At 69.0% G+C, this 20669-nt stretch carries 18 protein-coding genes; 6 read left to right on the forward strand and 12 right to left on the reverse strand.

All coding sequences use genetic code 11. The features are described 5' to 3' along the window. Nucleotides 1–29: 29 nt before the first annotated feature. Nucleotides 30–1265 carry a metal-dependent hydrolase family protein gene (locus AC0LPE_RS15550; RefSeq protein ID WP_423661092.1) on the reverse strand — a complete coding sequence of 412 codons (1236 nt, stop codon included), beginning with the start codon at nt 1263–1265 and terminating at the stop codon, nt 30–32. A 219-nt stretch (nt 1266–1484) separates the two neighbouring features. Between AC0LPE_RS15550 and AC0LPE_RS15555 the strand changes: the two genes are divergently transcribed. After that, complete coding sequence (locus tag AC0LPE_RS15555; protein ID WP_490604782.1) at nt 1485–2126, forward strand: hypothetical protein; 642 nt, start codon at nt 1485–1487, stop codon at nt 2124–2126. Nucleotides 2127–2163: 37 nt separating this feature from the next. On the opposite strand, the gene ligA is transcribed toward AC0LPE_RS15555, so the two are convergent. The 6 genes from ligA to AC0LPE_RS15585 form a co-directional block, all read right to left on the reverse strand. After that, nucleotides 2164–4272, reverse strand: a complete 2109-nt coding sequence (ligA, locus tag AC0LPE_RS15560) for an NAD-dependent DNA ligase LigA (RefSeq protein ID WP_490604783.1) — start codon at nt 4270–4272, stop codon at nt 2164–2166. Nucleotides 4273–4309: 37 nt separating this feature from the next. Then, a complete protein-coding gene (locus AC0LPE_RS15565) occupies nt 4310–5335 on the reverse strand; it encodes a methionine synthase (protein WP_490604784.1) in 1026 nt (341 codons plus the stop codon). Next, nucleotides 5332–6411 (reverse strand): tRNA 2-thiouridine(34) synthase MnmA, encoded by a 1080-nt coding sequence (gene mnmA, locus AC0LPE_RS15570; RefSeq protein WP_229565128.1) that lies wholly within the window; start codon nt 6409–6411, stop codon nt 5332–5334. Before mnmA ends, AC0LPE_RS15565 begins: the two co-directional genes overlap by 4 nt. Then, nucleotides 6408–7643 (reverse strand): cysteine desulfurase family protein, encoded by a 1236-nt coding sequence (locus tag AC0LPE_RS15575; protein WP_490604785.1) that lies wholly within the window; start codon nt 7641–7643, stop codon nt 6408–6410. The genes mnmA and AC0LPE_RS15575 overlap by 4 nt, the downstream gene beginning before the upstream one ends. Before the next feature lie 172 nt (nt 7644–7815). Further along, the gene (locus AC0LPE_RS15580; protein WP_016696288.1) at nt 7816–8772 is read right to left on the reverse strand and encodes an electron transfer flavoprotein subunit alpha/FixB family protein; all 957 of its coding nucleotides are present in this window, start codon (nt 8770–8772) and stop codon (nt 7816–7818) included. A gap of 45 nt (nt 8773–8817) precedes the next feature. After that, entirely contained in the window at nt 8818–9603 is a 786-nt protein-coding gene (locus AC0LPE_RS15585) for an electron transfer flavoprotein subunit beta/FixA family protein (RefSeq protein ID WP_016696287.1), read from the reverse strand. A 223-nt stretch (nt 9604–9826) separates the two neighbouring features. Between AC0LPE_RS15585 and AC0LPE_RS15590 the strand changes: the two genes are divergently transcribed. From AC0LPE_RS15590 to AC0LPE_RS15605, 4 genes are read left to right on the forward strand one after another with little or no spacing between them, the layout of a single operon-like run. Further along, nucleotides 9827–10627: a class I SAM-dependent methyltransferase gene (locus tag AC0LPE_RS15590; protein WP_229565131.1), complete on the forward strand. Its 801-nt coding sequence runs from the start codon at nt 9827–9829 to the stop codon at nt 10625–10627. Between the two features lie 26 nt (nt 10628–10653). After that, on the forward strand, nt 10654–12174 hold the full coding sequence (locus AC0LPE_RS15595; RefSeq protein ID WP_258261008.1) for a glycoside hydrolase family 57 protein: 1521 nt from the start codon (nt 10654–10656) through the stop codon (nt 12172–12174). After that, a complete protein-coding gene (locus tag AC0LPE_RS15600) occupies nt 12171–13418 on the forward strand; it encodes a glycosyltransferase family 4 protein (RefSeq protein ID WP_145693113.1) in 1248 nt (415 codons plus the stop codon). The genes AC0LPE_RS15595 and AC0LPE_RS15600 overlap by 4 nt, the downstream gene beginning before the upstream one ends. Further along, complete coding sequence (locus AC0LPE_RS15605) at nt 13415–13957, forward strand: GNAT family N-acetyltransferase (protein ID WP_490604786.1); 543 nt, start codon at nt 13415–13417, stop codon at nt 13955–13957. Before AC0LPE_RS15600 ends, AC0LPE_RS15605 begins: the two co-directional genes overlap by 4 nt. A gap of 13 nt (nt 13958–13970) precedes the next feature. Here AC0LPE_RS15605 and AC0LPE_RS15610 read toward each other — a convergent pair whose 3' ends face one another. Together AC0LPE_RS15610 and AC0LPE_RS15615 are read right to left on the reverse strand one after the other, a co-directional pair. Beyond that, complete coding sequence (locus AC0LPE_RS15610) at nt 13971–15473, reverse strand: amidase (protein ID WP_490604787.1); 1503 nt, start codon at nt 15471–15473, stop codon at nt 13971–13973. A 34-nt stretch (nt 15474–15507) separates the two neighbouring features. Next, nucleotides 15508–16266 carry an acyltransferase gene (locus AC0LPE_RS15615; protein ID WP_160875687.1) on the reverse strand — a complete coding sequence of 253 codons (759 nt, stop codon included), beginning with the start codon at nt 16264–16266 and terminating at the stop codon, nt 15508–15510. A gap of 93 nt (nt 16267–16359) precedes the next feature. Here AC0LPE_RS15615 and AC0LPE_RS15620 point away from each other — a divergent pair, with 93 nt between their 5' ends. Beyond that, nucleotides 16360–17676, forward strand: a complete 1317-nt coding sequence (locus AC0LPE_RS15620; RefSeq protein WP_490604788.1) for an outer membrane protein assembly factor BamB family protein — start codon at nt 16360–16362, stop codon at nt 17674–17676. A 24-nt stretch (nt 17677–17700) separates the two neighbouring features. Here AC0LPE_RS15620 and AC0LPE_RS15625 read toward each other — a convergent pair whose 3' ends face one another. The 3 genes from AC0LPE_RS15625 to AC0LPE_RS15635 are packed head-to-tail and all read right to left on the reverse strand — an operon-like array spanning nt 17701 to nt 20669. Beyond that, nucleotides 17701–18858: a THUMP-like domain-containing protein gene (locus AC0LPE_RS15625; protein WP_160875691.1), complete on the reverse strand. Its 1158-nt coding sequence runs from the start codon at nt 18856–18858 to the stop codon at nt 17701–17703. After that, nucleotides 18859–19836, reverse strand: coding sequence for a methyltransferase domain-containing protein (locus AC0LPE_RS15630; protein ID WP_490604789.1), 978 nt, complete (start codon nt 19834–19836; stop codon nt 18859–18861). It lies immediately after the preceding gene. Between the two features lie 53 nt (nt 19837–19889). Continuing rightward, entirely contained in the window at nt 19890–20669 is a 780-nt protein-coding gene (locus tag AC0LPE_RS15635; protein WP_016696277.1) for an enoyl-CoA hydratase-related protein, read from the reverse strand.

Consider the following 20669-nt stretch of genomic DNA (forward strand, 5'->3'; position numbering starts at 1 on the left):
GTGGTGTCGTGTCCGCTGCGCCGCCACGGTCACAGGCTGTTCTTGACGACGTGGCCGTTCTTCACGATGACCGACAGGTTCTTTGCCGGATCGGCGATCAGGCTCAGGTCCTCGAGCGGGTTGCCATCGACGAGGAGCACGTCCGCCCAGGCGCCCTTGTCGATCACACCCCATCGGGCCTGCCGGTAGGGATCGCGTTCGCCGGCGAGCCGGAACAGTTCGGCGTTGCCGGAGGTGAGCATCCGCAGCGCGTCGAGGTTGCTGTAGTGGTCGCCGAGCCGCGCGGCCATCTCGCTCTGCCGTGGCGCGATCTGCGGTTCGAGCAGCAGATCGGTTCCCCAGGCCGTCTTCACGCCGTGCTTCTGTGCCCACTCGTAGACGTGGTCGGTGCCGGTGCAGATCTGCTTGTCCTTCTCCGCACGGTCCGGATCGGGATAGTGGTGATCGCCGAGCGCGAAGGGCTGCATCGACAACCACACCTCCTTCTCCGCGAGCAACGCGACGGTCTCCTCGTCGGCGAGGTGGCCGTGCTCGATCGACTTCACCCCGGCCGCGACCGCGCGGCGGATCCCGGTGACGTTGTAGACGTGGGTGGCCACATAGGTGCCGTAGTCGGACGCCGCCTGGACCGCGGCCCGCAGTTCCTTGTCGATGAACTGGACGGTGTACAGCGGGTCGTACATGGACGCGGCTCCGCCGCCGACCATCAGCTTGATCTGCGATGCGCCCTTCTTGAGCTGCTCGCGCACGGCTGCGAGGACCCGGTCCTCACCGTCGGCGACCCGCATGAAGCCGATCTGTTCGGCGCGGGCCTGATCCCCACCGAGGGCTGTGGGGCATTCGTAGACGAAGCCGAAGTCGCCGTGCCCGGCCGTCTGCGAGATCGCGGCCTGGGACGGGTAGATCCGGGGTCCGTCGAACAGTCCTCGGTCGATCACCGACTTGATGCTGCCGGTGTCGCCGGCCATGTCGCGGACGGCGGTGAAACCGCGCAGCAGCATGTTGCGGGCCTCCGCGAGGCCGTTGAGCGCAATGTGCGCTTCGCTGCCCATCACCATGTCGATATAGGAGTTCGCGTTGCCGACGAGGTGGACGTGCGCGTCGGACATGCCGGGCATGAGAACCCGCCCGCCACCGTCGATCACGTCGGTTTCGCGGCCGGGTTCGTCGCCGATCGGCGATGCGGACACGGCCAGGATGCGGTCTCCGTCGATCAGTACGTCGCCGGTGACGAGTTCTCCGGAAACTCCGTCGAAAACTCGCACATTACGAAAAAGGAGGCGATGTGTGGACTTACCGGTCTCCGTCATGGCTGGGACGCTAACGCGCATCGAACACGGTTTCTTACCAACCGACAAGTTTCCGGTCCAATTCACCCCGGCCATTCACCCTTCTTATGAAATATACTCTGACCTGCACCTATCTGATCGGACAGTTTCTTCCGAAAACGCACAAATTTCCAATCTCGGACTTATACTGCGCCAATGCTGATTCACCCGACATTGCGCATGCAGTCCTGGGGATTCGTCATCGGGGCCGTCCTGTTCGCATTGGGTTCGGCGCCCGGAATTGCGACGCTTCTCGGCACCGCCGGTGCAAATACTTCGTTCTTCGTGGGTTCCTGGTTCTTCACGGGTGCAGCATTCGTCCAATTGATGCTCAGTGGGCCGGCCACCGTCACGGACAAGGGCAGCCCGGCGATCCGCGCCGACTGGCTCGCGTCGCTGATCCAGTTCATCGGTACGCTGCTGTTCAACGTCAGCACGGGAGCAGCACTGCACGCCCACACCGTCAAGGGTGAGATGCACCTGGTATGGAACCCCAATCTCGAAGGTTCCCTGTGCTTCCTGGCGTCGAGCGCCATCGCGTGCGCGATCCTCTGGCGGTCCGGCTCGCATTGGACGCCGCGCTCGAAGGACTGGATCAGCGGATGGCTGAACATGCTCGGGTCGATCGCTTTCGGGGTCTCCGCGGTCGGTTCGTTCATCCTCGACGACGGAAATACTCTCGACCCGAGCCTGGCCAACGCCGGCACGTTCGTCGGCGCGATCTGTTTCCTCCTGGCCGCGGCGGTGTTCCTCGGTAGGCGAAGCGCCGAGGAACACGAGCCCGCTACGGCTCCTTGATAATCCGTCGACAGGACACCTGCCGGCGGGAGGCGTCTCAGTTCTCTCCTTCGCGCCCTTCCAGGTAGGCGCGAGTAGCATCGGGCCCCTCGTCGAGCAAAATCCGGAAACCGTCCTCGTCGAGCACAGGCACCCCGAGATCGGCCGCCTTGTCGGCCTTCGACCCCGGATTGTCGCCGATCACGACGAAGGCGGTCTTCTTCGAAACCGATCCGGCCGCCTTGCCGCCACGCGCGACGACGGCCTCCTTGGCCTGGTCGCGGGAGAATCCCGCGAGCGTGCCCGTGACCACGATCGACAGTCCTTCGAGGGTCCGCGGAATGGATTCGTCGCGTTCGTCGGCCATGCGCACGCCCGCTGTCGCCCACTTGTCGACGATGGCGACGTGCCAATCGACGGTGAACCAGTCGGTGACCGCCGCGGCGATCGTCGGTCCGACGCCCTCGACGGCCGCGAGCTCGTCGACGGACGCGGCCCGGATCCGGTCGAGGCTGCCGAACTCGGTGGCCAGCGCACGCGCAGCGGTCGGTCCGACGTGCCGGATGGACAGGGCGACGAGCACGCGCCAGAGCGGTTGTTCCTTCGCCTTGTCGAGGTTCTGCAGCAGGCGTTCGCCGTTCTTCGACAGCACGCCCTTGGTGGTGCGGAAGAACGGGATGCGTTCGAGGTCGTCCTTCGTGAGCGAGAACAGGTCGCCCTCGTCGACGATGATCTTCCCCTCGAGCAGTGCCGTGGCCGCCTCGTAGCCGAGCGCTTCGATGTCGAACGCTCCCCGGCCCGCGACGTGGAAGACCCGTTCGCGCAATTGCGCCGGGCACGACTGCGAGTTGGGGCAGCGCAGGTCGACGTCGCCCTCCTTCGCCGGGGCGAGGGTGGTACCGCATTCGGGGCACTGCGAAGGCATCTCGAAGGCGTACTCGGAGCCGTCGCGCAGGTCGACGACCGGGCCGAGCACTTCCGGGATCACGTCGCCGGCCTTGCGGATGACCACGGTGTCGCCGATGAGCACGCCCTTGCGCTCGACCTCGGACGCATTGTGGAGCGTCGCCAGCGAGACGGTGGACCCGGCGACGGTGACCGGTTCCATGTAGGCGAAGGGTGTCACGCGCCCCGTGCGCCCGACGCTGACGCGGATGTCGAGGAGCTTGGTGGTGACCTCCTCCGGCGGATACTTGTAGGCGATCGCCCACCGCGGGGCGCGGGACGTGGCACCGAGGCGGCGGTGCAGCCCCATGTCGTCGATCTTGACCACCAGGCCGTCGATCTCGTGTTCGATGTCGTGGCGGTGTTCGCCCCAGTAGCGCATCCGCTCGACGACCGCCTCGGCGCCCTGCACGCGAACGGTGTGCGGGGAGACGGGCAGGCCCCAGGCCGCGAAGGCCGCGTACGCGTCGGACTGCGAGCGGGGTTCGAAGCCCTCCATGCGACCGTAGCCGTGGCAGTACATGCGCAGACGCCGGCGCGCGGTGACGGCCGGGTTCTTCTGCCGGAGGGAACCCGCGGCGGAATTGCGGGGATTCGCGAAGGGCGGCTTGCCTTCGGCCACCAGCCCGGCGTTGAGGGTCTGGAAGTCCTCGAGCCGGAAGAACACCTCACCGCGCACTTCGAGCAACGTCGGAATCGGGTATTCGTCGCTGCCGGTGAGCTTTTCGGGAACGTCGTCGATCGTGCGGGCGTTGAGGGTGACGTCCTCGCCCGTGCGACCGTCGCCGCGGGTGGCCGCGCGGACGAGTTTGCCGTTCTCGTAGACGAGACTCAGTGCCACACCGTCGATCTTCACCTCGCACAGATAATCTGGGTGGGTGCCGGTCTCGACCTCCGCGCGCGAGAGCCACGCGCGCAGTTCGTCCTCGTCGAAGACGTTGTCGAGGCTGAGCATGCGTTCGAGATGCGCGACGGCACCGAACTCGGTGGCGAAGCCGCCGCCGACCAGCTGGGTGGGCGAATCCGGCGTGCGGAGTTCGGTGTACTGCTCCTCGAGTGCCTGCAGTTCGCCGAGAAGCGCATCGAACTGACCGTCGGAGATGATGGGGGCGTCGCGCACGTAGTAGCGGAACTGATGCTCGCGCACCTGTTCGGCGAGATCCTGCCAGCGCTCACGCGCCTCCGGAGGAGCGGTGATGGGTGCGTCCGTCGGTTCACTCACAGCCTGCAAGCCTAGTCGAGGGGACCGACCGGAATGCTCAGAGTGTGTCGGCTTCCTCGGCGAAGGCCGACGCGACGTCGCGCAGCGAACGCAGAGCGGCCCGTGCTTTCTCCGTGGAGGCCGAGGCCAGCCCGCAGACCGGGCTCACCACCACCGATTGCAGCACCTTCCGAGGGAACCCGAGCCGATCGATCAGCTCGACGGCCGGTGCCGCGTACTCGCGCCAGCCCGTCGAGGCCGACGCGGTGGCGGGCACGAGTCCCAGGATCGGGACCGTGCCGGAGTCGAACAGTTCGCCGAGTCCGTCCAGATCGGAGCGTCGTACGCGTCCGACGTCGAAGGCGACCGCATCGGCAGCGCTGCGCCGCAGGAAGTCGGCCGGGAAGGTCCCCGCGCAGCAGTGCACGGCGACGGAGAGCCCGGTGCCACGGATCGTCGTGTCGAGCACGTCCAGTGCTTCCGGGTCCGGCACGGCCGGGACGGTCTCGAGGACGGTCCGGCCCTTCAGCGTTCCGGCGAGCACGTCCGGCAGCGACGGTTCGTCGAGTTGCGCGACGACCCGGACCCCGAGCCGGCGGGTGATCTCGGCGGCGTGTCGTGCCAGGCCCTCCGCGAGCGATTCGGCCAGGTCGCGGACGGCGCCGCGGTCGGTGAGCACCCGTCGTCCGGTGGCGAGTTCGACGTGGGCCGCGAGGGTGAGCGGTCCGGCGGCCTGCACCTTCACGGGACGGTCGGCGTCCAGCCCGGCGCGTTCCCAGGCCTCCTCGAGAGCATCGAGGTCCTGGGCGAGCAGGTCGCGTGCCCGGGCGGCCACGCCGCCGCGTCGCGACACGAGGCGGTAGCCGGTGGTGGAGGTGTCGAGGTACATGTCGACGAGCAGGGCGCTGACCCGCCCGATCATGTCGGCACCGAGGCCGCGCGCCGGCAGTTCGACGAGGTGGGGCAGGTCGGTGAGTTCGCCGAGGACGACCGCCGCGGCCTCGCGCGGGTCCGTTCCGGGCCACGAACCGATGCCTGTCGCGAGACCGGACCACACCTCGCGGCCGGTGGCAGGTGCCGTCACCGGTCCCCTGCCGTGATGGTGCCGCTGCCGAGGACGATGTCGCCCGCAGCGTCGGGCCGGTACAGCACGGCGGCCTGACCGGCGGCGACACCGGTGAGTGGTTCGCGCAGCGAGATCTCGATGCCCGAACCCACCGCTTCGGCGACGGCCGGAGCCAGGCCACCGTGGGCGCGGACCTGGACGACGCACTCGATCGGTCCGATGGGGGCCGTGCCGGAGGTCCACACGGCGCGCTCGGCCCGGATCGACTCGACCTTCAGTTGTTCGGCGCTGCCGACCCTCACGGTGCCGCTCTCGGGTTCGATCGCGGTGACGTAGCGGGGGCGGCCATCCGGTCCGGGCCCGGCGATGCCGAGTCCCTTGCGCTGACCGATGGTGAAACCGTGCACGCCCTCGTGCTGCGCGAGCACCTCACCCGAACGGTCGTCCACGACAGCACCGGGACGCACGCCGATGCGGGCGCCGAGGAAGGCGCGGGTGTCGCCCGACGGGATGAAGCAGATGTCGTGACTGTCGGGCTTGTTCGCCACGGCGAGTCCGCGTTCGGCGGCCTCCTTGCGGATCCGGCTCTTGGGGGTGTCGCCGACGGGGAACACCGCACGCGACAACTGTTGCGCGGTGAGCACGGCCAGCACGTACGACTGGTCCTTGTCGGCATCGACGGCGCGGCGCAGCACTCCGTCGTTCAACTGCGCGTAGTGACCGGTGGCAACGGCGTCGAAGCCGAGCGCAACGGCACGGTCGGCCAACGCCGAGAACTTGATCTTCTCGTTGCAGCGCAGGCACGGATTCGGGGTCTCACCCGCGGCGTAGGACGCGACGAAGTCGTCGATCACGTCCTCCTTGAAGCGGTCTGCGAAATCCCAGACGTAGAACGGGATTCCGAGCACGTCGGCGGCGCGGCGGGCGTCGCCGGCGTCCTCCTTCGAGCAGCATCCGCGCGAACCGGTACGCAGCGTGCCCGGCGCGGTCGACAACGCGAGATGCACTCCCACCACGTCGTGTCCGGCCTCGACCATGCGGGCGGCGGCGACCGCCGAGTCCACACCGCCGCTCATTGCCGCAAGAATCCTCATCTCCGGTCACCTCCTCGTCCACCAGCGCTCGCCAGTCCGGCGGCGCGAGCCCTGTCCACCACGGAAGGGAGAGTTTCGATCAGTTTGTCGATGTCATCACGGGTTGTGGTGTGCCCCAACGAAAATCGGAGCGAACCGCGTGCCGTGATCGGGTCTGCCCCCATCGCGACGAGCACGTGACTCGCCCGCGCGACCCCGGCGGTGCACGCCGACCCGGTCGAGCATTCGATACCGGCCGCGTCGAGCAACATCAGCAGCGAATCCCCTTCGCATCCGGGGAAGGTGCAGTGCGCGTTGTTGGGCAGTCGCCCCGCCTCGCGAGGACCGTTGAGGATCGCATCGGGGATCGCCGCCTCGACACCGTCGACGAGAAGATCGCGCAGGTGCGCGAGTTCGGCGGTGCGGCCGGGCAGATCCGAGGTGACCTCGCGCAGAGCAGCGGCCATCGCCACGATGGACGCGGTGTCCTGCGTCCCGGACCGCACGTCGCGTTCGTGGCCCCCACCGTGGGCGAGCGGCACGCACGACACCTGCCTGCCGAGCAGCAGCGCTCCCACTCCCTGCGGCCCACCGAATTTGTGGGCGGCCAGGGTCAGAGCCGACAGTCCGCTCGCGGTGAAGTCGACCGGCAGATGCGCGACCGCCTGCACGGCGTCGCTGTGCATCGGGACGTCGAACTCGGCAGCGACCGCAGCGAGTTCGGCGATCGGCATGACGGTGCCGACCTCGTTGTTCGCCCACATCACGGACACGAGGGCGACCTCGTCGGCGTGGCGCGCGAGTTCCTCACGGAGCGTGGTGGGATCGACGCGGCCGGAGCCGTCGACCGGCAGCCACGTCACCTGGGCGTCCTCGTGCTCGACGAGCCATTCGACGGCGTCGAGCACGGCGTGGTGTTCGACCGCGCTCGCGAGGATCCGGCGACGCCGGGGGTCCTGGGCGCGGCGGCCCCAATAGATGCCCTTGACGGCCAGGTTGTCGCCCTCGGTACCACCGGAGACGAAGATCACCTCGGAGGGTCGGGCGCCGAGGGCGGCCGCGATCGACTCCCGCGACTCCTCGACGCGCCGGCGCGCTGCGCGCCCCGATCCGTGCAGGGAGGACGCGTTTCCGACGGTGGTGAGGACCGACGTCATCGCCTCGACGGCCGCAGGAAGCATCGGCGTCGTCGCGGCGTGATCGAGGTAGACGGTCGTGGAGGTACCGGAGGGACCGGCGGCGGGCGAGGTCATGACCGATCCAGGATAGCGGGTCGGCGCAGGTGCCCGCCGCGCTCAGGGGGTCGGCGAACGGGCGAGATCCGGCACACCCCAGGTCGAGCGGGTGGACACCCCCACCGAACGCACGCGGCCCCGCTCCTTTCGAAGGAGCGGGGCCGCGCAGGGATCGATCTGCCGGAGCGGATCAGCCCTTGTGCTTCTTGACCTCTTCGGTCAGCTGCGGAGCGACGTTGAACAGGTCGCCGACGACGCCGTAGTCCGCGATCTCGAAGATCGGGGCCTCTTCGTCCTTGTTGACGGCGACGATGGTCTTCGACGTCTGCATGCCGGCGCGGTGCTGGATGGCGCCGGAGATGCCGAGCGCGACGTACAGCTGCGGGGAGACCGTCTTACCGGTCTGACCGACCTGGAACTGGCCCGGGTAGTAGCCGGAGTCGACGGCGGCGCGGGAAGCACCGACGGCGGCACCGAGCGAGTCGGCGAGCTCCTCGACGACGGAGAACTTGTCGGCCGAACCGACACCGCGGCCACCGGAGACGACGATCGACGCCTCGGTGAGCTCCGGACGGTCGCCACCGACGATCGGATCGCGCGAGACGATCTTCACGGCGTTCTCTTCCTGGGCCGGAACCTCGACGGCCACGCGCTCGGCGGCCGCAGCCTCGGGCTTGGCCTCGATGGCGCCCGGGCGGACGGAGATCACGGGGACCTCACCGTTGGCCTTGGCGTCGACGGTGAACGCGCCACCGAAGATCGAGTGCACGGCGGAGCCGTCGGCCTTGACGTCGACGACGTCGACGAGCAGACCGGAGCCGATGCGGGCGGCGAGGCGGCCCGACACCTCCTTGCCCTCGACGGACGCGGCGGTGATGACGGCGGCGGGGCTGGTGGACTCGACGAGCGACGCGAGGACGTCGACCTTCGGGGTCACCAGGTAGTTGTCGACGTCTTCGGACTCGGCGGCGTAGACCTTGACCGCACCGGCGGCGGCGAGTGCGTCCTGCAGCGCGTCGGCGGTGCCGGGGGCACCCGCGACGACGGCGGAGGGCTCGCCGAGCACACGCGCGGCGGTGATGAGTTCGGTGCTGACCTTCTTGAGCGCGCCCTCGGCATGCTCGACGAGCACGAGTACTTCTGCCATTACTACTTCTCTCCTAGATATGTCAGATGTTGTCGCGGGGCGCGATCAGATGATCTTCTGGCCGACCAGGTACTGAGCGATCTTGCTGCCGCCGTCGCCCTCGTCGGTGACGCGCTCACCCGCGGTGCGCGGGGGCTTCGGGGTCACACCGGTGACGGTGGACGCGGCGTTGGCAACACCGAAGATCTCGGGATCGAGACCGATCTCGGCGAGGGTGAGGGTCTGAACTTCCTTCTTCTTGGCGGCCATGATGCCCTTGAAGGAGGGGAAGCGGGGCTCGTTGATCTTCTCGGTGACCGAGACGATGGCGGGGAGCGGAGCCTCGATGCCGAAGACACCCTCGTCGGTCTCGCGCTCGCCGGTGGCCTTGCCGTCCGCGATCGTGAGCTTGCGCAGGTGCGTCAGGTGGGGCAGGCCCAGGTACTCGGCGATGATCGCGGGCACGGCGCCCACGCGACCGTCGGTGGCCTCGTTACCGGCGATGACCAGCTCGACACCCTCGATCTGGCCGAGAGCAGCGGCGATCGCGTACGCGGTCTGGATCGAGTCCGAGCCGTGCATGGCCGGATCGTTGAGGTGGATCGCCTTGTCGGCGCCCATGGACAGCGCCTTGCGGATGGCGTCGGTGGCGCGGTCCGGACCGGCGGTCAGAACGGTGACCTCGCCGCCGTCGCGCTCCTTGATGAGCAGAGCTTCCTCGACGGCGCGCTCGTTGATCTCGTCGAGCACGGCGTCGGCGGCCTCACGGTCGAGCGTGTAGTCGCCGTCGCTGAGCTTGCGCTCGGACCACGTGTCGGGGACCTGCTTGATCAAAACGACGATGTTCGTCATGGGTCTGCGTCGACCTCCTGTGTGTAGCTGCCTTTGGTCGGCAAGGCGCTGCCTGAACCGAGCACTCGTGTCTTTCGCACGGCGTGTGCGATAGATTATCAGCCGCTAAGTTACCAGTCAGTAACTTGACGGGATTCCCGGTTCACCATAGCCGTACGGAAGGACGACGAAACCTGTGATCTGGAACACCGGAGACCACCCCTCCGGGGAGAGGTCTAATGTCGTGGCGGTGAGCGACACCCCCGCCCGCGCCGACGACGCGCACACCCTCCCCCTCACCGGCGAACGGACGGTCCCCGGCATCGCCGAGGAGAACTATTGGTTCCGACGTCACGAGGTCGTCTACCAGCACTTTCTCCCCCGTTGCGAGAACCGGACCGTGCTCGAGGCCGGTGCCGGCGAAGGCTACGGAGCCGACATGATCGCCGACGTGGCAACGCGTGTGATCGGCCTCGACTACGACGAGAGCGCCGTCGCACACATCCGCGCGCGCTACCCCCGCGTCGACATGCGGCACGGAAATCTCGCCGAGCTTCCCCTCGAGGACGAATCGGTCGATACGGTCGTGAACTTCCAGGTGATCGAGCATCTGTGGGATCAGACACAGTTCCTACGCGAATGTCACCGCGTTCTCACTCCCGGCGGCGAATTGCTCATCAGCACTCCCAACCGCATCACCTTCTCCCCCGGCCGCGACACCCCGCTCAATCCCTTCCACACCCGCGAGCTGAACGCCGCCGAACTGACCGAGCTTCTCGAGGACGCCGGCTTCCGCGTCGAACTCATGACCGGCGTGCACCACGGTCCCGCGTTGCGCGCACTCGATGCCAAGCACGGCGGATCGTTCATCGACGCCCAGATCGAGCGCGCCCTCGCCGGGCAGCCGTGGCCGGACGACCTCACCGCCGACGTCGCCATGGTCTCCACCGACGACTTCGCCATCGTCCCCGAGAACATCGACGCGAGCCTCGATCTCGTCGCGATCGCCGTGAAGGACCCCGCAGCGAAGGACACCGCTCCGTGAGTGCCGCCTCGTCCCGCGAACCCGGCATGTTCGCGCTCGTCCTGCACTCCCACCTCCCGTGGCTCGCCCATCACGGCCGCTGGCCCGTCGGCGAGGAATGGCTCTACCAGTCGTGGGCAGCGACCTATCTGCCCGTCACCGACGTCCTGCGGCGGCTCGCCGCCGAAGGCCGGACCCGGATGCTCACACTCGGCATCACCCCGGTACTGGCCGCGCAACTCGACGACCCGCACTGCCTCGCCGGGATGCACCACTGGCTCGGCAACTGGCAGCTCCGCGCGCACGAGGCCGCCGGCATGCGGGAGGAGTCCTACCGCGCACTCGGCGCCCGCGAGCACCGCGCCGCCACGGCGGCACTGGAGGACTTCGAAACCCATTGGCGCCACGGCGGATCCCCCGTCGTGCGGCAGCTGATCGACGCCGACGCGATCGAACTGCTCGGTGGGCCCCTCGCCCATCCGTTCCAGCCCCTCCTCGACCCGCGACTGCGCGCCTTCTCGCTGTCCGAGGGTCTCGCCGACGCGCACGCCCGCTGGAACCATCGCCCGCGCGGCATCTGGGGTCCGGAATGCGGTTACACGCCGGGCATGGAGAACGGTTACGCCGCAGCGGGAGTCGAGCACTTCATGGTCGACGGTCCCGCGCTGCGCGGCGACACCTCGCTCGGCCGCACGGTCCGCGACTCGGACGTCGTGTGCTTCGGCCGCGACCTGCAGGTCTCGTATCGCGTGTGGTCGCCGAAGTCCGGCTACCCCGGCCACTCCGCCTACCGCGACTTCCACACCTACTGCCACGACACCGGACTCAAACCGTCCCGAGTCACGGGCCGCACGGTGCCCTCGCACGAGAAGGCCCCCTACGACCCCGAACTCGCGTCGCAGGCCGTCGACCGGCACGTCGCCGACTTCGTCGAGACGGTCCGGCAGCGACTGCGCAGCGAATCCGACCGCATCGGCCGGGACGCACTCGTCGTCGCGGCCTTCGACACGGAACTGTTCGGCCACTGGTGGTTCGAGGGGCCGATCTTCCTCGAACGACTGCTCCGCGCGCTTCCCGAGGCCGGCATCGAGGTGGGAACGCTCGCCGATGCCCGCGACCGCGGATACGTCGGCGCTTCCGTCGATCTCGAGAACTCGTCGTGGGGTTCGGGCAAGGACTGGCGGGTCTGGGCCGGCGACCAGGTCGCCGATCTCGTGCGTCTCAACGACGAGGTGGTGCGCACGACCCTCGACAGCATCGACAAGTCCCGCGAGCAGAGCACGTCGTCGCTCGCGCTCCGCAACCGCGTGCACGACCAGATGCTGCGCGAAGCGCTGCTGACGGTCTCCAGCGACTGGGCGTTCATGGTCAGCAAGGACACCGCCGCCGCCTACGCCCGCGACCGCGCACACAAACACGCCCACGCCCTGCGTGAGATCGCCGAGGCGGTCGACTCCGGACGCACCGAGACGGCACAGCGCCTGGCCGACGGATGGAACCACGCCGACAATCTCTTCCCAGGACTCGACGCCCGACGACTGCCCGGACGCCACGGAGGCCCGCGATGAAGATCCTGCTCGTCTCATGGGAGTACCCACCCGTCGTCGTCGGCGGCCTGGGCAGACACGTCCACCATCTCGCCACCGAACTCGCCGCCGCGGGCAACGAGGTGGTGGTGCTGTCACGTCGCCCGACCGGCACCGATGCGTCGACCCACCCCACGATCAGCCACATCGCCGACGGCGTGCTCGTGGTGGCGGTCGCAGAGGACGCACCCCACTTCGACTTCGGCGAGGACATGATCGCCTGGACCCTGGCGATGGGCCACGCGATGGTCCGCGCCGGGATCGGACTGAGCCGCGGCGGTATCGGCGAGGGCTGGTATCCCGACGTCGTCCACGCCCACGACTGGCTCGTCGCCCACCCCGCGATCGCGCTGGCCGAGTACTTCGACGTGCCGCTCGTGTCGACCCTGCACGCGACCGAGGCCGGTCGCCACAGCGGCTGGCTGTCGGGCCGGATCAACCGGCAGGTGCATTCCGTCGAGTGGTGGCTCGCCAACGAATCCGACCGTCTCATCACCTGTTCGGCATCGATGCACGACGAGGTCACCGAGCTGTACGGCCCGGACCTGCCGGAGATCTCGGTGATCCGCAACGGCATCGACATCACCACCTGGTCGTACCGCGAACGTGAGCCGCGTCCCGGGCCGGCACGACTGCTCTACGTCGGTCGCCTCGAATACGAGAAGGGTGTGCAGGACGCGATCGCCGCGCTCCCCCGCATTCGCCGCTCGCATCCCGGCACGACCCTCGTGGTCGCCGGTGAGGGCACCCAGTTCGAGTGGCTGCGCGAGCAGGCACGCGTGCACCGCGTTGCGCGCTCGGTGAGTTTCCTCGGCAACCTCGACCACACCGAACTCCTCGGCTGGCTGCACGGCGCCGACGCGATCGTGCTGCCGAGCCGGTACGAGCCGTTCGGCATCATCGCCCTCGAGGCCGCTGCGGCGGGTATCCCTCTCATCGCGTCCACCGCCGGTGGCCTGGGCGAAGCCGTGGTCGACGGCGTGACCGGACTGTCGTTCCGGCCCGGCGACGTGGCCGGACTCGTCTCGGCCGTCCGGGAGACCCTCGACGATCCCGACGCCGCGCAGGTGCGTGCGCGGGCCGCCCGGGCACGACTGACCGACGACTTCGACTGGCGCCGCGTCGCCGAGGAGACCGCGCAGGTCTACTCGTCGGCGAAGCGGCGGGTGCGGCACCCCCTCGCACGCCCCGCGATCCCGCAACGCCCCCTCCCGGATCGCGGATGAACGAGCAGCACACGGTCGAGGTCGAGCGCCTCGCACCGCACGAATCCGACGTCGTCGCCGTCACCGAACTGCTCAACGCGGTCTACGCGGTGGCCGAGGACGGCATGTGGGTACCGGGCACCACGCGGACCGACACGGACGAGATCACCCGGTACGCGCGGGAGGGCAGCATCCGCATCGCCCGCTCGCACGGCCGGGTGGTCGGTTGCATCCGCGTGACTCCGGTCGGCGCGACGACGGCCGAGTTCGGCATGCTCGCCTCCGACCCGAAGGTCCGCGGCACCGGCGTCGGCCGCCTCCTGATCGACACGGTCGAGGCGGAGTTCGCCGAGCGGGGTTTCGAGGCGATGCAACTCGAGGTGATCCGCCCGCGCGACACCTCGCACGGGTCGAAGGTGTTCCTCGACCGGCTCTACACCCGGCTCGGGTACGTCCCGGAGGACCCCGCGCCGCTCGATACACGCCATCCGGAACTCGTTCCGGCTCTTGCGGTTCCGTGTGAGACGGTCGTGTACCGGAAGCCTCTGCGCCGCTCCTGAGTCGACCTTCGGCTCACGACGCAGCGGACAACTCGGCCGGAGCGAGCGGCGGCTGCCGATCGAACCACGGCCGGGCCTGTTCGAGTTCGCCGGCGAGCGCGAGAAGCACGCCCTCCCCACCGAGCGGGCCGACGAACTGCACCCCGAGCGGCAGACCGGACGCCGTCCAGTGCAACGGCACCGAGATCGCCGGTCGTCCGGTGATATTGGCCAGCTGCGTGTAGGGGGTGCGACCCAGATTGTCGTCCACCACCCGGTCGATGAAACCGGCCCGGGTCGCGATCCATGCGGTGCGGGTCCGCAGGAGCGCCTCGCCGGCGCGCCGCATCCAGCGGGGCGTGTCGAGTTCGCCGATGCGCGACGGGGGGAAGGCGAGTGTCGGCGTGAGCAACAGATCGTAGCGTTCGTGGAACTGCGCGAGACCGCTCGCGTACTCTGCCCAGCGGGCATGTGCCGCAATGTAATCCGATGCCGAGGTCGACTTGCCCACGGCGGCGATGATGCGGGTGTCGAACTCGAAGTCCTCCGGTCGAGCCCCGGTGAGGCGGCAGGCCTCGGCGACCTCCGCGGCGGCCGTGGCGAACCACATCGTGAGGAAGTCCTCTGCGAGACGTCGTTCGTCGATACCCGTCGAGGCGGGCTCGACGTGATGGCCGAGTTCCTCGAGCACCGCGACGGCAGCGTCCACCGCGGCCTCCGCCTCCGGATCGACCGGCGTCCCGATCGGTGAGGCGGTTTCGTATCCGATCCGCAACCGCTTCGGCGCCGAGCGCGCGGCCTCCGCGTACGACTGGGCACGTTCGACGAGATACGGCCCGCCCGCGTACGGACCGGCCATGACGTCGAGGAAGGCAGCGGCATCGCGCACCGTCCGGCAGATGACCCCGTTGGTGGCCGCCCCGTGCAGCGGTTCGCCGCCGCGTATACCGGTGGGCACGAGTCCGCGTCCGGGCTTGAGCCCGAGGAGCCCGCAGCAGGCGGCGGGAATGCGGATGGAGCCGCCTCCGTCGCTCGCTCCGGCAGCGGGAACGACGCCGGCCGCGACCGCCGCGGCGGAACCACCCGACGACCCGCCCGGCGTCACCGACGGGTCCCACGGGTTGCGGGTGGCCCCGAACGCCTCGGGCTCGGTGATGCCCTTCGCCCCGAACTCGGGGGTGTTGGTCTTGGCGAACGGGACCAGGCCGGCCTCGAGCCACCGGTCGACGATCACCGAGTTCTCGTCCATCGGCAGGTCCGCGAGGACACGGGACCCGCACGAGGTCGGCTCACCGGCCAGATCCTGCCCCAGATCCTTGAGCAGGAACGGCACACCGGCGAACGGACCGTCGAGCGGTTCGCGTGCCCGGACACGGGCCTTGTCGTCGAGCCTGCGGACGACGGTGTTCAGTGTCGGTTCGACCGTGTCGAGCCGCGCGATCGCGGTCTCGAGCAGCTCACTCGCCGACACCTGCCCCGTCGCGACGAGTTCGGCCAGACCGGTCGCGTCGTGACTCCGATACTCCGAGTAGTCCATCTGCTGTCCCCCGACAGTGTCCCGGCCCGCGTCGCTACTGACGCACGTCCGCGGGCGTGTCTCCCGACTTCTTCCGTGCGATATCGGCGAGCGCCGCCTCCCGGGCGGCACGCTCGGCAGCGGCGCTCTCCCACGCCACCTTACGGTTCTTGACGACCTTGGCGGGCGAACCCACCGCGATACTGAAATCGGGGATGTCACCCTTGACGACCGCGTGCGCTCCGAGCACCGAACCGCGGCCGACCCGGGTGCCGCGGAGCACGGTCACCTTCGCAGCGATCCAGGTGTCCGGACCGATCCGGACGGGGCTCTTGACGATGCCCTGGTCCTTGATCGGGTAGGTGACGTCCTCGGTGCGATGGTCGAAGTCGCAGATGTAGCACCAGTCGGCGACCAGCGTCGACGCGCCGATCTCGATGTCGAGATAGGTGTTGACGACGTTGTCCTTGCCGAAGACGACCTTGTCGCCGATCCGGAGCGAACCCTCGTGGCAGCGGATGGCGTTGCCGTCGCCGATGTGGACCCAGCGGCCGATCTCGAGGCGCGACAGTTCGGGCGTCGCGTGGATCTCGACGTTCTTGCCCAGGAAGACCATGCCACGCAGCACCACGTGCGGATTGGCCAGCCGGAACTTCGCCAGGCGGTAGTACCGGACCAGGTACCACGGCGTGTACGCCTTGTTGTCCAGCACCCACTTCAGAGAGGACAGCGTCAGGAATCGTGCCTGTTCGGGATCCCTGCGACGGGACCCGCGCCACCTCGCCGTCAGAGGTGCACCCCACATGCTCGTCATAGGGGCAGCCTACGGTCCGCCTCGTTCGCGGCTCACGACCCCCGGCCCGATACGCTGACACGTCGAATCGTTCGCCTGTGGAGGAGTTGAGTGATGCGGGGTGTCCTGCGGACCGCGGTCCCGGCGCTGACGGTGGTCTTCGCGCTGAGCGCGTGCGGCGGTGGGGCCGGCACCGACGACGTGTTGTCGAGTGGTGGCTGGCCGGGACGGCACTCCGATGCCCGCAACAGCAACACCGCGACCGCCGAGAGTGTCGAGGACCTCGCGCCCGGCTGGACGCGTCCGCTGGGCGGCCCGGTCGGCTCCCCCGCCGGCATCGCGGCCAACGGCCAGGTCGCCGTGACGGCCTCGACGGAGGCCGGATGCAATCTGTTCTCCTTCCAGATGGACACGGGCCGCAAGCGCTGGTGCACGCGTCTCGCCCCGGCCGTCACGACGATCACGCCCGTCTCCGACGGGGTCGCGAACATCTACGTCGGTGAGGACGGCGGACTGCTGTCGTTCAACGAGCACGGCCAGCGTCGCTGGCGTATTCCCGTGAGCGGCAGTCCCCGCAGCGCACAGTTCACCTCCGACGGAAGCCTGTTGGTGGTCACGCATTTCGGTCAGGTCAACGTCGTCGACCCGCAGACGGGGCATCTCGAGGCACCGCTGTTCGATCTCGTGCCGGTGCCGACCGTCGAGGACGGGCAGAACCTGCCGCGACTCGCGAGCGATCACGGCCTGCCGGCCTGCTTCGGTGGTTCGGAGGACTGCCCGGTCGCCACGACGCCTGCCGTCGACACCGCCACCGACCGCGTGTTCGTCACCGTGTGGCGTCCGGGTGCGGACCGATCTGCGCTCGTGGCGCTGCGCTACACGGCCGGTGACGACGCCGTGGTGTCCGAGGAATGGTCGGTACCCGACCTTCCCGGAGGTGCGGTGACGAGTCCGGTTCTGTCCGCGGACGGTTCGACCGTCTACGTCCACGACGGGGAGGGCGCCCTGTGGGCGCTCGACGCGGAGACGGGCGAGGCACGATGGACCCACGAGACCGGCCGCCCCACGGCGCTCGGTCCCGCCGTCACCGAGGACGGACTGCTGCTCCTCGCGTCGGCCGACGGCAGCGCCGCGCTCACGGCGCTGCGCGACGCCGGCGACAGCGTCGAGGTCGAGTGGGAGCGGACGGACGTGACTCCGTACGGTGCGCCGGCAGTGACCGCCGACGGCCGGGCCTATGTGGTCGTCGACGGCGATCGGGGTCTCGCAGCGGCGGTGCTCGATCTCGCGGACGGAGCGACCCTCGAGGAGGAACCGCTCGATCCCTCCACCGGACTGCCGGTCGGTACCGGTGTGGGCCCGGGCGGGGAGTTCGTGATCACGACCGTCGACGGCGACGTGGTGGTGCTGCGCGAACCACAGTCCGTGTGAGGACAGCCGTCCGTGCGAGGACGGTCAGCGTGACGGCGTGCAGACGAAGGCTTCCGGCGTCCGGCCGATGCGGGTGAGCACGACGCTGAGCGAGGCCGACCCGCGCAGCTTCAGGCGCGGACGCAACACCGCCGGATCGACGTCGACACCGCGCACGAGGATCTCGACCGCGCCGCAGTCGTGGCGGGCGAGCGCCTGACGGAGCGTCTTCTCGCTGTACTTGAGACGCTCGACGATCCGGAAACCCCGTACTCCGTCGGGCAGGCTGTCGCCGGTGAGATAGGCGATCCGCGGGTCGAGTTGCCACAGTCCGTGCGCTGCGGCGTAGTGGCGGACGAGACCGGCGCGCACGATCGCGCCGTCCGGGTCGACGATCCACTCCCCCGGCTCCCGATCCGGGATGTCGTCGTCCGTGGCGTCGGTGATCTCGAAACCGGTTCCGTCCGAACGCAGTACCGCGGCCCGTCGGCGCACGCCGGGAGTGCTCAGCCCCGGCGAGTACAGGCACGCCTCGCGAACCCCGCCGTCGAGCGAGACGACCTCGACCTCACCGGACCAGTCGAGCGAGTCGAAATCCAGTCCCGGTGCGCACTTCACGGCGAGATCCCGGCCCGCGTAGGCGTCGAGGAGATCGGGCAGCGGTGGTTGCAGCGCCGCCGGATCGTGGGTCCGTCGTCCGCCCGAACGACGTGCGGGATCGGCGATGACGGTGGTCCCCCGCGTGACCGGACGCAAGGCGTCGGCGCGCAGGAGGTACGCGCGGGGGACGTTGTGTGCGGCCATCGCCAGACGCACGTCGTCGAGATCGCTGCCGATCACGGTCTCGGCGACCCCGACGAGTTCGGTGAGTTCGGCGCCGATCGAACACGTCACGTCGTGCACTGTGCGCCCGCGCAACCGCTCGGCGCGGTGGGCCGCGACGCGCGTGGGCGTGGACTGCTGCAGGGCGTCGTCGGTGAGCACCCACCCGGCGCCACCGGCGATCTTCGCCTCCGCTTTGCGCCGCAGGATGACGGTTTCGACGAGCATTCCGGCACGATCACCGAAACGCGTACGCGCCCAGCCGATGTCGGCAAGGCGCGTACGCGTCGACAGTTCCCGGTCGGCGACGCTCGCGAGAGCGTCGCGGCCGTCGTCCGACGTCAGGTACGCGACGTCGGCGAGGGTGAAGTCGTAACCCAACTACTTGCCGGGCTTCACACCGGTGATCATGACGTTGTAGAAGAAGCTGCGGGGCACGACGTGCTTGAGGACGTTCTCGTCGACCCAGCTCAACGTCTTCCAGCCGCCGAAGGCGAACTTCGCCCAGTTCCAGCCCAGCTTCTCCTGCGGGACGGCGGCCTCGAAGGTGCGCACCGGCCAGCCGAGCAGTGCTGCGGCGAACTCCTCGCTCGACGCCTTGACCTCGACGGCTCCGGCCGACGAGGCCAGCTTCTCGAGATCGGACGGATCGAAGGTGTGCAGATCGACGACGGCCTCGAGGGCGGCCGCCCGGGAGGACTCGTCGAGTTCGGTCTGCGGCCGACGCCAGTCGCGCAGGAAGGGCAGCTTGGTGATGTTGGTGGTGGCCTCCCACGTGACCCGGCCGAGCATGCGGGCGTAGAAGTTGCCGATCGTGCTGGGCTCGCCGGCGAAGACGAAACGACCGCCGGGCTTGAGCACGCGCAGCACCTCGCGCAGCGACTGCTCGACATCCGGGATGTGGTGCAGCACGGCATGCCCGACCACGAGGTCGAAGGTGTCGTCGTCGTACGGGATGGTCTCGGCGTCGGCGACGCGGCCGTCGACGTCGAGACCGAGGTTCTCGGCGTTGCGGAGCGCGACCTTCACCATGCCGGGCGACAGGTCGGTCACCGAACCGGCCTTCGCGACCCCGCCCTGCATGAGGTTGAGGAGGAAGAAGCCCGTGCCGCAGCCGAGTTCGAGTGCGCGTTCGTAGGGCAGCGGCTGGTCGCCGGCAGCGGCGACGAACCGGCCCTTGGCGTAGTCGATGCACCGCTCGTCGTACGAGATGGACCATTTCTCGTCGTACGTCTCGGCTTCCCAGTCGTGGTAGAGCACCTGGGCGAGCTTGGTGTCCCCGAGGGCCGCTGCGACCTCTTCGGCAGTGGCGTGCGGATTCGGCGCGGGGTCGACCCCGTCGGTCCTGCTGGCAGTCATGCGGTGATCCTACTCATCGGTAAGCTGCGGACAAGTGCGGGTGCCGGTCGGCATCACTCGCCGACGAACTTCGCCTTGCCCGGTCCGTTCTCGATGAACGACTCGAGGCCGATGGTGCGGTCCTTCGTGGCGAACAGCGCAGCGAAGACGTGCTGTTCGATCTTCAGCCCCGTGTCCAGATCGGTGTCGAGACCCTGGTCGATCGCGGCCTTCGCAGCGGCGAGTGCACGCGAGGCGGCGCCGGTGAACTGCCCGGCCCAGCGACGGGCAGCCTCGTAGACGTCGTCGGGGGCGACGACCTCGTCGACCAGACCGATCGACAGGGCTTCGTCGGCGCCGACGAAACGACCGGTGAAGACGAGATCCTTCGCCTTCGCCGGTCCGATGAGCCGAGCCAGTCGCTGGGTGCCGCCGCCACCGGGGATGATGCCCAGCAGGATCTCGGGCGTGCCGAGCTTGACGTTGTCGCCGACGATGCGCCGGTCGGCGCCGAGGGCGAGTTCGAGGCCACCGCCGAGGGCGTAACCGGTGATCGCGGCGACGGTGGGCTTGGGGATGTCGGCGATCGACCCGAGGGCCGACTGCAGGTCGCCGACGATCTCGCTCATCTGCACGTAGCTCAGGTCGGCCATCTCCTTGATGTCGGCGCCGGCCGCGAACACCTTCTCGCCGCCGTAGACGATCACCGACTTCACGTCGGACCGGACGGTCGCCTCGCGCGCAGCGGCCCGGATCTCCTCCTGGAGCTGCCGGTTCAATGCGTTCATCGGAGGGCGGTCGAGACGGATGGTGCCGATCCCGTCGGAGACGTCGAGGGTCACGAATTCAGCCAT

It is taken from the genome of Rhodococcus sp. S3, from assembly GCF_058211795.1.